This window comes from Ruegeria sp. HKCCD7303 (genome assembly GCF_013111185.1).
Classification (GTDB): domain Bacteria; phylum Pseudomonadota; class Alphaproteobacteria; order Rhodobacterales; family Rhodobacteraceae; genus Ruegeria.
Map to the genome: position 1 here is coordinate 15,568 of NZ_WVRE01000003.1, position 12,407 is coordinate 27,974.

At 57.8% G+C, this 12,407-nt stretch carries 10 protein-coding genes; 1 reads left to right on the top strand and 9 read right to left on the bottom strand.

The genetic code is table 11. The annotated features are described in order from the left end of the window. Window positions 1-3: 3 nt before the first annotated feature. Genes GS630_RS09745 through GS630_RS09770 form a run of 6 tightly spaced genes read right to left on the bottom strand, consistent with a single transcriptional unit; the run spans window position 4 to window position 6,010 of the window. On the bottom strand, window positions 4-759 hold the full coding sequence (locus GS630_RS09745; protein ID WP_171619515.1) for a polysaccharide deacetylase family protein: 756 nt from the start codon (window positions 757-759) through the stop codon (window positions 4-6). Next, entirely contained in the window at window positions 756-1,898 is a 1,143-nt protein-coding gene (locus GS630_RS09750) for a glycosyltransferase family protein (RefSeq protein ID WP_171238933.1), read from the bottom strand. The genes GS630_RS09745 and GS630_RS09750 overlap by 4 nt, the downstream gene beginning before the upstream one ends. Then, the gene (locus GS630_RS09755) at window positions 1,895-2,479 is read right to left on the bottom strand and encodes a histidine phosphatase family protein (RefSeq protein ID WP_171619517.1); all 585 of its coding nucleotides are present in this window, start codon (window positions 2,477-2,479) and stop codon (window positions 1,895-1,897) included. Before GS630_RS09755 ends, GS630_RS09750 begins: the two co-directional genes overlap by 4 nt. Beyond that, window positions 2,476-3,552: a glycosyltransferase family 4 protein gene (locus GS630_RS09760; RefSeq protein ID WP_171619518.1), complete on the bottom strand. Its 1,077-nt coding sequence runs from the start codon at window positions 3,550-3,552 to the stop codon at window positions 2,476-2,478. Before GS630_RS09760 ends, GS630_RS09755 begins: the two co-directional genes overlap by 4 nt. Beyond that, window positions 3,552-4,799 carry a glycosyltransferase family 4 protein gene (locus GS630_RS09765; RefSeq protein ID WP_171181518.1) on the bottom strand — a complete coding sequence of 416 codons (1,248 nt, stop codon included), beginning with the start codon at window positions 4,797-4,799 and terminating at the stop codon, window positions 3,552-3,554. Before GS630_RS09765 ends, GS630_RS09760 begins: the two co-directional genes overlap by 1 nt. Beyond that, complete coding sequence (locus GS630_RS09770) at window positions 4,796-6,010, bottom strand: glycosyltransferase family protein (protein WP_171711999.1); 1,215 nt, start codon at window positions 6,008-6,010, stop codon at window positions 4,796-4,798. The genes GS630_RS09765 and GS630_RS09770 overlap by 4 nt, the downstream gene beginning before the upstream one ends. Before the next feature lie 393 nt (window positions 6,011-6,403). Between GS630_RS09770 and GS630_RS09775 the strand changes: the two genes are divergently transcribed. Beyond that, window positions 6,404-8,785 carry a mechanosensitive ion channel family protein gene (locus GS630_RS09775; RefSeq protein WP_171619521.1) on the top strand — a complete coding sequence of 794 codons (2,382 nt, stop codon included), beginning with the start codon at window positions 6,404-6,406 and terminating at the stop codon, window positions 8,783-8,785. 87 nt (window positions 8,786-8,872) lie between these two features. Here GS630_RS09775 and GS630_RS09780 read toward each other — a convergent pair whose 3' ends face one another. Genes GS630_RS09780 through GS630_RS09790 form a run of 3 tightly spaced genes read right to left on the bottom strand, consistent with a single transcriptional unit; the run spans window position 8,873 to window position 12,404 of the window. Then, window positions 8,873-10,228 (bottom strand): CoA transferase, encoded by a 1,356-nt coding sequence (locus tag GS630_RS09780; protein WP_171619523.1) that lies wholly within the window; start codon window positions 10,226-10,228, stop codon window positions 8,873-8,875. Then, window positions 10,225-11,379 (bottom strand): ABC transporter permease, encoded by a 1,155-nt coding sequence (locus GS630_RS09785; protein WP_171619525.1) that lies wholly within the window; start codon window positions 11,377-11,379, stop codon window positions 10,225-10,227. Before GS630_RS09785 ends, GS630_RS09780 begins: the two co-directional genes overlap by 4 nt. Continuing rightward, window positions 11,376-12,404, bottom strand: a complete 1,029-nt coding sequence (locus GS630_RS09790) for an ABC transporter permease (RefSeq protein WP_171094404.1) — start codon at window positions 12,402-12,404, stop codon at window positions 11,376-11,378. The genes GS630_RS09785 and GS630_RS09790 overlap by 4 nt, the downstream gene beginning before the upstream one ends. Window positions 12,405-12,407 lie beyond the last annotated feature (3 nt).

Below are 12,407 nucleotides of genomic sequence, written 5' to 3' on the forward strand. Positions count from 1 at the left end.
TCCTTATTCGTTCTTGGGCGCGACCCAGATCGTGGCCGGGCCGTTCAACAATTTGCGCAGAAGGGCCTCGGTAAAGGTCCAGATGTCCTGATCATGGACAAGATGATGGGTCAATATGCCAAATGGTTCAGCGTTGTCTGCGCGTCCTTCGCGCCGGTCGCGCAACAGATCAACTGTCTGCGCGATCAGGATGTCGGGGTTGATCAGGCCGCGGGTATCTCGCCAGTCAATCGGGTCAAGATGGGTGTTGATTTGTTCCAGCCCCGGTGCGGCAAAAGGTGTTTTGCGCGGCGTCGCAGTGGACAGGACACGATAGCCCAGGCGGGGAAGTTGCGCGACCATCTCGGGCGCGATGCGGTTCCACGGGGGAACAAACATGGATCGCACGTTACCACCGAGCAGATCACCAAGACGGGCCATCCCTGTCTTTGCATCATCAACCATCTGGTCCAGCGGTCGATTGAGACGGAACTCGGCCTTCTTCTCTCCCACAGGCGCGTGGTTTTTGTGCGCCCAGCCATGCACCACAGGGATCAAAGAGGGTCGATCCGCGACATACTCAGCCAACACCGGGGTCGCGTCGCGGGGGATGACAGCCAGATGAACAGGCAGGCCCAATTCCGCAGACAGATCAGCCAATTGGTCCAATTGAGGAGTTGGAGCGACGGCGTCATCGTCACGCCACCAGAGCGGAAATGACATACCCGATGCACGCCAGTGATCCAGCTCGGCGTCCAGAGGATGCCAGTCGGGGGTCATGCACGCTGCTCCAGCAGGCGTTTGGCGATGCGTACGCTTTGGGCAGCGCCGCCAAATCCGAAATCCTGTTTTGCGCGGGGTCCATCAGCAATGATGCGTTCGACCGCTTGCGCAAGTGCGGCCCCGCTCAGGTTCCGACTTTCCAGAACTTCGATAGCGGACAAGCCAGACAGGCTCTGCCCGCGCAGACCTTGTTCAACCTCTTTGCCATCATCGAAGGGGATAAATACCGCTGGTGTACCGCTTTGCAGAATATCCATAGCGGTGTTGTAGCCGCACATGCTGACCGACGCTGCCGCAAGCGGCAGCATCTGACGAAAATCGGGCCGCACAGGTTCAAGGATGACCGAGGTGCCTTTGGCCTGTTCCGACAGTTCGGCAATCCGCGCCTTTGCATCCGTCCCGCCGACCAACAGGCGCCAACGCGTGTTGGGCATCTGGCGGGCTGCCTCGATGGCCGCACAAAAGATCGGCTGTCCTACGGACCCGCCGCCTGCGCTGACCAAAATTTCATCTTCACCCACCAAATCCGGGTGGGGTTGGGGTAATTCAGGCGCGACAAAGCCGGTATAGTGCACACGGTCGGCCAGTTGATCTGACACCGGCCAACTGACGGATAAGGGCGTTACGCTTTCGGTCGAATGAACCAGTACGCCGTCATAGTAACGCTTTACGATGTCGTCCGCGCGTTCTGCTTTCGCTGGTTTCGAGGGCGGGGCCAGAATATCTCGGATCGACCCCAGAACAACCGGACGTACCGGCAGCTTAGTTGCCGTTTCCAACGCTGCGCCGAATTCGGCGGCCAGCGATCGACGGCCAAAGGGATAAAGCTCTGTGATCAGCACCTGCGGCTGGAACGTCTTTAAGGCCTGAACCAGAGCCGTCGTCCGCGCCGCATGATAGGCGGCGTCAGCCTCTTCGCCGGTTTCGGTCAGCAAGCGGGTGAAATTGGTGCCGTCCGACCTTAAAGGGGGCAGCCCAAACAACGTCATCCCACGGCTATCCAGCTGCGGTGCAGGCATTCCACCCGTCACCACCATGACTTCGTGACCGTCATCCCGAAATGCACGACCAAGGGTCAAAGCGCGGCTGAGATGCCCTGTTCCCAGCAGGTGGGTGACAATGATCATCACCTTCATGGCAAAGTCTCGCGTTTTGGCAGGCGTATGGGATCGGGGTCAGCGGTCATGGTTTTCATATCGACGATATACAGCCGATTGCGTTTGATCTTGAAGGGGGCAGGTCCTTCGAAATTCCAACCCCAAGCTTGGGCCAGAATGACCCGCATGATGCCGATATGGCAGACAGCCACCGCATCGTTTTGCAGAGCGGACAGCCAGGGGCGCAACCGGTTACGAACGTCAGCCGGACTTTCACCGTTTGGCGGGCGGAAATCCCAACCCCAATCTTCGATATGTTTGTAACCGCTTGTTGTGTCAGCGATCAGATCAACGCCGCGCTGACCCTCCCAATCGCCCCAGTTCATCTCGGTCAGCGCGTCTGACGTTTGCGGGCTGCGACCCGAGACGATTTGGGCGGTCTCATTGGCCCGTTGCAGCGGGCTGGACCAGATGTCAGCCTGTGCCCATTCGTGTGGCAGGCAGTAGCCTGACAGTTCTGAGCGCGCGTCATCGTCCAGGGAAATGTCGCTGCGGCCCTGTATCTGACCGGCGCGGTTCCAATGTGTGCGCCCGTGGCGAAGCAGCGCAAGCCTGGTCATGTCAAATCCTTCAGTAACGGGCGGAGAGTTGCCCAAAGGCGGGCAGTGGCTTGTGGCATAAGATGACGGTCAGCCACATACTCGCGAGCAGCCGCGCCGAGGGAGCGGCGCAGCGATGCGTCCTCCAGCAGAGTTTGCAGACGGTCTGCAAAGCCTTGCGACCCGGTGTCGACCGAAGGGTAAGTCGCAGGGGCCAGCACATCTCGAACACCCGGTCGATCTTGTGCGAGCACCGGTACGCCCGCAGCCTGCGCCTCCAAGTAAATCATCCCGTAAGCTTCGTTCACACCGGGCCAAACCAGCACAGAGGCGTGTTCATAGGCCGCTTGCAGCGCATCGCGGTTGAGCTGACCCAGAAAACTGACCTTTTCTCCAAAGGTCTCCATCAAAGCCTCGACTTCGGGTCGAGCGGGTCCATCGCCAGCGATGTTCAGGTGCCAGTCACCCGCCAGATGCGAAAGCGCCTCGGCTAAGATCTGGTAAGAGGCCAGCTTGTCCCCGTGGCGCATCATGCCAACGGTCAGCATCGGACCTTCCCCGCTGGTTGCAGCGGGAAGTTGGGATTGCGGCAGAAATGGCGGCAGCTCGACCAAAGCCTGATCGCCAAATCGATCCCGTTCCAATGTGATCAGGTCGTTGGCGGTGTGATAAAATATGACATCGGCGGCGTCGCCGGCCCGATGTGCAGCGGCGGCAAACTCAGCCCAGGGTCCGGTCAACCGGCTGGATGCGCGGGTACTTTCCAACTGTACATAAGGGATGCCGCGCGCCTTGCAGACCTGCGGACCCAACAAATCGGGGGCTTTGTAGTAATTGTGATATGTCACCCACAGAGCCGTGTCCGAGGGCAGGTCGGTGACTAACCTCTGTGCTTCCTTGTCTGCCGCACGCTGCAAGGCATGTTGCAGGTCCATATCACCGCGCTTGTCGTAAATCCTGAGGTCTGAAACCAGATCAACCGTGTCGCCTTCGGCAGCAAGGGCCTTGATCAGGTTCCGCGCCATTTCGCGGTCGCCCGAAGGGGTTGGGCTGTTGGGGGATTTCATCGGTGCATAAAATGCGACCCGTGCCATCACGCGGTTTCCATGCACATGGCGTTTAGTCGCTTCGAGAGCTGGACGATGCCCGGGTCCATCCGAAACTCGGCTATAAGGCGATCATAAGCCGCAAGCGCCATTTGGGCTGCTTGTTGCGGATTGTTGGCCAGTGATTCAATGGCTGCTGCCAGCGCGCTCGGGTCGTCGCTGGACAGGATGCCGTGCGTTCCGGTTTCGATGAATTCCGGGATTGCCGAGACCGGGGTCGAAAGGATCGGCAAACGCTGAGATGCAGCCTCCATCAAAACATTCGGCAGCCCGTCACGGTCGCCATCTGCCGCAATGCGGCTGGGGAGCACAAACAGGTCTGCCTTTCGCATCGCCTCGATCACTTCGGGCTGATCACAGGCGCCTTTCCAGGTGATGTGATCCGCGATACCAGCCACGCGGGCCTGAGCCCGCAAGGCATCGCCCAAACCGCCACCGCCGATATGGGTCCAGTGCCAGTCCAGAGTTTCCGGCAGTAAGGCAAAAGCAGCGATCAGCCGATCGAACCCCTTTTTCTCAACCAGTCGCCCGACAGAGATCATATGGAAGGGACCGTTTGCGGAGCGCAAAGTGCGCGTCGGCGGGTCTGGAAACCGTGACAGGTCAAGACCATGATAGATCAGGTCCATACGATTTGGATCGTCTGCCAGGCCCCGCAAATGCTCGGCCCCAATGGCTGTGCAGGTGGCACCGAATGTGGCGCCATGGGTCGCAGCCTGCAGCTTTTCACGCTTTTCCCATTCCGGTGAGGTCCAGATGTCTTTAGCGTGGGCAGAGAAACTCCATGGCAGTCCACGCATAATGGCCGCATATCGGGCAACCGAGGACGGCGTGTGCATGAAATGCGCATAAAGCCCCAGAACTTCCGGGGGTAGTTCGGCGGCCAGAACACAGGCTTGCCCAAAGCGCCGGATGCGATTTGGTGTTGGGTCGCGACGCAAGTCCTGCCGCCAGATCCGGTAAGCCTCGGCATAGCCGGGCAGGGTTTGCGCAATCGCCCGCGCTGCCCACACACGCTGTGGTTCCTGATAAAGGTATTCAGGCAAATAGTGGACTTGTCCGGCGAAGCGGTCGTGCAAGGGATGGCGTTTGGTATCTGTCGGGTGCCGCAACGACCAGATGTCGAACTGGTGACCCGCGTCCTGCAAGGCGACAAGTTCCTGCGCAATAAACGTTTCGGACAGTCGCGGCCAGCCTTTGACCACAACTGCCAAATTAGGGGAATCTGAAGTCATCCGGTGGCTCGTTCCTGTTCCCAGGCCAGCAGATCGTCGATGCGATCGGTGACGTAATCCAACCCGTCCAACAAACCGGTCTGGATGGCCTGCGATGGCAAGGATTGTTTGGGCAGGTTTTGGATCGCGGCGATCATCGCCTCGGGGGTCAGGCCGTCACGGTGTTCGTCCAGCATTTTGACCAAGCCCAGCTCTTCCGCGCGAGAGGCGCGAATCCACTGCTCCAGCCGGGGCGTGGTACGTGGGACGATGACGGCGCGTTTGTCGAAGGACAGAACCTCGCAAAAGGTGTTGTAGCCGCCCATGCAAACAACGCCTTCAGCCCCTGCAAACAGCGTTTCGATCTGGGATTCGAACCCAACTGCGGTTACTCGACCGTTCAGTGCCGCAACGCGCGCTTCGAAATCCTCGCGCAATTCGCCGGACAGGAAGGGGCCGTATACCAGAACAGCGCGCGGCGACAAATTTGGGTCTTTCTCGTAAGCGGATAGAACAAGGTTCACCATCGCCTTGCCATCGCCGCCACCACCGGGGGTGATCAGGATATAAGGCTGTTCGGGTGACTCGCCTACAGGGCCAAGATCCCGACGCAGGTATCCCGTCCAATGAATGCGGGATTGTGCGGCAGGGCTCAGCGGTAAGCCCTGGGTGGGGTCATAGATCGACTTTAACCCATAGACCCAGATTTCGTGATAGAACCGTTCGGTCGCTTCAACGGCCTCTTTGCGGGCCCATTCGGCGGCCAACACTTCGGGCTCGTCCAGAACGTCACGCAGCCCAAGCACCAGTTTCGTGCCGCAGTTTCCTTCGAGATAGTTCAACGTCGGCAATAGTTCGCCCCGGAACCCGGTTGGTTCCTTATCGACGATCAGCACATCGGGGTCGAATTGCTGAACCGCCGTCTGTATCAGGCCCGATCGCAGCTCAGTCACTTCGTCGATACCCATTCCAATCGTGCGTGCGGCGTAGGATCCATCGGCGCGTTTGGTCACACCGGGCAGACGCACGTGATCGACGCGGCGCGGAAACGTAAAACGACCCGCCACCGGAGATCCGGTCAGGATAAGCGCTGACGCACTTGGGTCGGCTTGGGTGATCGCAGCAGCCAAAGCCCGCGACCGGCGCAAATGGCCCAGTCCAAACGTGTCGTGGCTGTAAAACAGGATACGCGGCGCGCGGTCCGGTTTTGAGTTGGTGGTGCCAAGGCTCATAGAATTGCCCGTCTTCTTGATCTCGATGCGAAATCCGCGCGTTCGCAAGCGTTATCGTATATTTTTTTGTTGTGCTTGCCAAAGGCAGAAATGCGACCCCGCAAATGTTCCAAGCATTGCGATTTGGCAACATCATATTGAAGAATTAGAGACATATCGCACCAAAGCTTGGAAAGGATCGCAAAAGGACCAAAGAAATCACCAACATATGGGACGCCCGCAACCTTTGCTAACGTCATATTCAATTTCCACTGGATTGGAAACAGGCGCAAATCGCTTGTGCGCCGAGAACACGCCAGAACATGTTCTTGAAACGGGGGCGTGCGAGTGTTTGAACTGCCCGCGACGCTTCTTTATTCTGCACTGCATCGGAAAAACTGGAAACAAGACCCTATGAAACATACCTTTCTGGCCGCGCTCGTATGGGCTTTGTGGTCTTTCGTTCTGGCATTTCCGGTCAGCGTCTCGGCGCAATCATCCTTGATTCCAGGTTACGGTGCCGGAACGGGCAGCACGTCCGAGCCCGCACCTGAAAGCGATCTTGCCGCTGCGATACGCGCCGCCAGCGAGGCGGGCGCAAGTGTGATTGTCATCGACAGCACCGGCCAGGTCGTAACTACAGCAGGCGACGCCGAGGCAAGCCCCACCCAAAACGGCGGTGGGTCGAACAACCCTATGAGCGACGGATCGCAACTGATGAAGGCGCAGGAGCGGTTCTCGAAGTTCCGTGAGTCCATGCAATCACGGCTCGAGGCGCTGCCTTATTCGGTGTTCGAAGTGCAGTATATTCTGCGTCAGACCAGCCCTGACGGGCGTATCCAGACTTATGTCGAGGTCTTGGGCTGGAACATCCTCTTCCTGCTGTTGGGGCGTTGGCTGTCGATCGAGATTTACGGCAAACGCTTTGCTCGGCGTTGGGTTGTGGCCCGGGTCAAAGATGACCCTGTTGGATACCGCGAAAAGATGCCGTTCCTTGTCTTCCGCTTTTTGATGGGGATTGGTGGCACGATCTTTGCCATGCTTATGGCGCTGATTGTTGGGTATCTGTTCTTCGGCGAGGCCGAGGACATCTCGATCCAGTTTACGGTTACAGCCATTTTCACCGCGTTCTTCTTGGCGCGTACTGTATCCGATCTGTGGCGGATGGTTCTGTCTCCCTATCTGAGCCAATACCGCCTGCCGCCGTTTTCCGACAAGAACGCGCGCAGGCTGTACATCTGGGCGTCGGCTTTGGCGACCTACGACATCTCGGTTGTTTTGTTTGCAACATGGGTCGCGGATTTTGGCCTGAATTATAACGTTTATGCTATGGTTTATGGCGGGCTCACGATGCTTGGTGCGTTGGGCAATGTTCTGATGATCTTGTTCAATGCCCGGGCCATTTCGAATGCGATCCGGGGAGGGCGCGCATCAGATCAGGTATCGTTTCTCTTGCGTTTCGTGTCCTTTGGCTGGGCGCCTGCTCTTATCGTTTATGTCGTGTTCAGTTGGTTCCGTTTGGCCGTTGATTTGGCGCTCGAGAATCCGACGCCACTTCCGCTGATTGCAAGCAGTTACCTGATCTTCATGTCCGTCGTCATCGCCTATGGCGCGATGAACTATCTGCTGGAACGGTACTTTGATCGAACCCGCAAGATCGACGAAATAAACGAAGAAGCCGCGGCTGGCGAAGACGACATCGTGCCGTTGGAAACACCTGAGGCCGAGCAGAGAAAGCAATACCTTCTCACCTACGAAGATCTGGCCCGTCGGGTGGCCGGAATTCTGGCCTTTGTGATCGGAGCTTATGCGCTTGTGGTCATCTGGTACCCGGACGCGGACTGGAGCCAGGACCTGCCAGTCGAACGTGCGCTGGATGTGATGGTCATCATCTTCATTGGCTATATCCTGTTCCACTTCTTCCGCATCTGGATAGACAGCAAGATTGCCGAAGAGGTCGATGACGGCACAGAAGCGGAACTGGGCGATGAAGGCGGCGAGGGTGGGCAAAGCCGTCTGGCAACATTGCTGCCCCTGTTCCGGGGTGCAATTCTGGCTGTCGTCGTCGTCACGATTGTTCTGATTGTTCTGATGGAGCTGGGCATCAATGTCAGCCCGCTGTTTGCTGGCGCTGGTGTAGTAGGTTTGGCCGTTGGTTTTGGGTCGCAAACACTTGTGCGTGATATCTTTTCGGGCGCCTTTTTCCTGTTGGATGATGCGTTCCGCAAAGGCGAATATATCGACATCGGGGATGTAAAGGGCACGGTCGAGAAGATCTCGGTCCGGTCCATGCAACTGCGTCATCACCTAGGTGCGCTGAACACCATTCCCTTTGGTGAGATCAAGGTGCTGACCAACTATTCGCGCGATTGGGTTATCATGAAACTGCCCTTGCGCGTGACCTATGACACAGATGTCGAGAAAGTGCGCAAGCTGATCAAGAAACTAGGCCAACAGCTGTTGACCGATCCTGTGATTGGCGACAATTTCATCCAGCCGCTGAAATCTCAGGGTGTGATCGAGATGCAGGATTCCGCGATGATCATCCGGGTTAAGTTCATGACCAAACCGGGTGACCAGTGGCTGGTACGAAAGAAGGTTTATCAGGAAATTCGCGAACTCTTTGCGCGTGAGGGTATCAAGTTTGCCCACCGCGAGGTCACGGTGAGGCTGGCGGATGGAAAAGAAGCCGAGGATCTGACCCCGAAACAGCGTGATGCTGTAACTGGTGCAGTTCAGGCCGCAATTGACGAAGAATACCTGGACGATATCGGCCCCGGAGGCGACGACCGCTAGGGCGTGCTCCCGCCATTTTGAGGGACATCTCTGACGAGATCCCGTCAATATGTTGGGCCCAGCCGCGCGTTCCGCGCGGCGGTTGGGTCAATTGGCGTTCAAGGGCCAAATGGGCTGTGATGTGCCCAATTTCGATGCAGGCAAATCCCAGTGCATTGATGCCTCGCCGACTTTAAGCGCAGGTTTGAGCCGATGACCGGGCCCCCAGCCAGATGCTTCGGTTTCCGTGTTGTAGTCTTTGGGTGTCGGATTGATCGGTGCTGCTTCGGTATCGTCCTTGCCAAGGACAGCCAGAAGTTCAGCTGTGCGGGCAAGGGACAGGTGGGCGTGCATGATGGAACTGCCCGATGCGGCCTCTGAAAGGGCGGACAGAACAGCGGCCGCCATCAAATACCCTGTTGCGTGATCAAGGGCCTGAACCGGCAGGGGGGTAGGTTTGTCCGCCTGCGCCCAGCCCATTCCTGTATGGGCGATGCCCGCGCTCATCTGCACAAGGCTGTCAAAACCGCGCCGGGTGGACCATGGCCCCTGCCAGCCATAGGCATCCAGAGTGACCTCGATCCGGTTCGGAGCCAATTCGTCACGTTTGGCGCGCGTCAGGCCCAAAACATCCAATGCGCCCGGTCGATACCCGTGCACAAACACATCCGCTTGTGACAGCAGCTCTTGCAGCCGCTTCATGCCATCGTTTGTTTTCAGGTCCAGATAGGCGCAGTGCTTTCCCAGTGAGATGTCAGGGATCACCCCCGGTTCATCCCAATCAGGTGGGTCGATGCGCAGAACCTCGGCGCCGAAACCAGCCAGCGTGCGGGTCGAGACCGGACCGGCCAGAACACGTGTCAGGTCAAGTACGCGTAGTCCCGCCAGGGGTCGTTCGGCAGTTGCCTGCGGCCTGTCGCGTAGTTTGACATAGCGCGGCCCTTGCCAACCGATCAGCGGATCGCGTGACACGGCGCGGCCTTGCGGATGTTCCAGCCACTCGGTTCGACTGCGCATGGCAGCGGCAACGCCACCTTCCGCCACGACGGCAGTTTCCAGATCCGCTATGGACCATGACTTAACGGCAGTTGCCACGGCCTCGCGATCAGGCGGAGAACCAAGAACCTTCAGCGCAGCCGCTCGGTGGCGAGTTAAGTTGGTGTGCAACCTGATCCAGCCGTCCGAGGCTTTATAGTCGCCTGCGACCGCATCCCACAGGCTTGGCATGTCCCAACCGTCTGGTTTGAAAGAATAGCCGAACCAAAGGGATGCCAGCCGGTGATCGACCGTGATTTCAGGTTTACCCGAGGACAAGTTTAGCGCTTGCATCAACCGGGCCATTTCGTGACCTACCGCCGCAAAGCTGGCTGTGGCCAATTCAGAAACGGCAAAAGCGCTGGGCAGCGCGCCTTCACCAGTTCTGCGATAGCTGTCCGCAGCAGGAAGGGTGGCCAGAAGGCTCATTGCTGATAGGGGTCCAGGCTGTCGCGCAGCCCGTCACCGAGGAAGTTGAACGCCAGCACGACCACGATGATCGGCAGCATCGGGATGGCCGTCCACGGGTAGATTTCGATCGAGGCGAGGTTCTGTGCATCATTCAGCATGACACCCCAACTGACCGCAGGTGCCCGCAGACCCAACCCAAGGAAACTAAGCGCTGTTTCCCCCAGGATCATGGCTGGTATCGACAAGGTGGCTGATGCGATCAGGTGCGACATGAAGTTGGGTAGCAGATGCTTGCGGATCACGCGGCCCGAGCTCGCGCCCATCATTTCAGCCGCGCGCACATATTCTTCCTCACGCAGTGACAAGAACTTGGCCCGGACTGAACGCGCAAGGCCAGGCCAGTCGAGTATGCCGAGGATAATCGAAATGATGAAGAAAACCGCCACAGGGCTCCAGTTCGATGGCACGGCGGCGGACAGCGCCAGCCAGAGTGGCAGTTCCGGCAACGAGCGCAGAATTTCGATGACCCGGTTGATCGTCCAGTCGATGCGCCCGCCGAAATAGCCAGCCATCGAGCCGAACAAGATGCCCAGAAAGAACGACACAGAGATACCGATCAGGCCCACCGTCAACGAAAGCTGAGCGCCATAAAGGATACGACTGAAGATGTCGCGCCCCAGTCGGTCAGATCCCCACAGGAACAGGGTGGCGCCTTCGGGGGCGCAGAACAGATGAGTGTCGGACGGTATGAACCCGGCCAAACGGTACTCTGACCCTTCGCAAAAGAACCTGATGGGACGAGGGTCGTCTGTGTCGGGCACAAATTTCCACTGGAATGTCTCAAGATCCGCTTCGGCGACGATCGGATACACATGGGGCCCGATGAACTCACCCTCATGGAACCAATTTACAGATTGCGGCGGGGCATAGAGGTGTTCGCCATTTCGCTCGTTCGGCCCATAGGGCGCAATAAACCCGGCAAAGGGCAACATCAGATAACACAACAGCAAGAAAATGCCAGAGATCAGGCCAAGCTTGTGAGTGCGGAACTTGCGCCAGACCAGCACCCAATTTGGCGCGTCCAGATCGGCGCGTTCGAGCTGCTGAACAGACGCTTGCGGATCAAATGGCGCGTCATCGACAAAGCGGTCATCGGGACGATCAGTCATGCTTCGCGCCCCTCATAACGGATGCGCGGATCCAGCATCACCAACAGAATATCCGAGATCATCGTTCCGATCAGCGTGAGCAAAGCGACGAACATCAGGATGAAAGCCGACAGGAACTGATCCTGCGTTTTCAAAGCCGTCAGCAGGGTCGGGCCAATTGTTTGCAGGCCCAGAACAACGGAAACCAGAACTGAGCCTGATACCATTGACGGAAGCAGGTTGCCGATATCGGCCACGAAAGGGTTAAAGGCCACACGCAGTGGGTATTTGGTCAGCATCCGCGACGGGGCCATACCTTTGGCAATCGCAGTTTCGACATAAGGCTTGCCAAGCTCATCCAGCATATTTGCCCGCAGGCGCTGCATCATGGCCGAGGCCCCAGAGGTGCCGATCACGAAGGTTGGCACGATCAAATGAATGAGGATGGATTTCAGCTTGTCCCAACTCATCGGCTCGCCTTCGAACTTGGGATCCATAAGGCCACCAATAGGCAGGTTGAAATACTGGTGTCCGTAGTAGAACAAGATCAGAGCCAAAAGGAAGTTCGGTGTGGCCAGGCCCAAATATCCAACAAAAGCCGAGGTATAGTCGATCCACGTTCGCGACCGCGCCGCGGCGATAACACCAAGGGGCAAAGCTACGGCATAGACAAACAAGATCGCAGCCAGATTGACGACCACCGTCAACCAAAGCGTATCGCCAACAATTTCTGATACGGGACGGTCAAATTCAAAAGACCAGCCATAGTTTCCTTGAATTAGACCGGAAAACCCGTGCGGTCCGGGCCAGAACCCCATCCAGATCAGGTATTGCTCCCAGATGGGACGATCCAAAGCGTATTCCGTGCGCAGAAACTCGGCCTTGGCGACACCGGCAGATTGCCCCGAGGCCTGAAGCTCGGCGATCTGGTTGCTCAGGTAATCACCGGGCGGCAGGTTGATGATTGTGAAAATCAGGACCGAAACTACCAACAAAGTCAGCAGCATCGTAAAGAACCGATAGACCGCATAGCGCAGCATGACCATTTT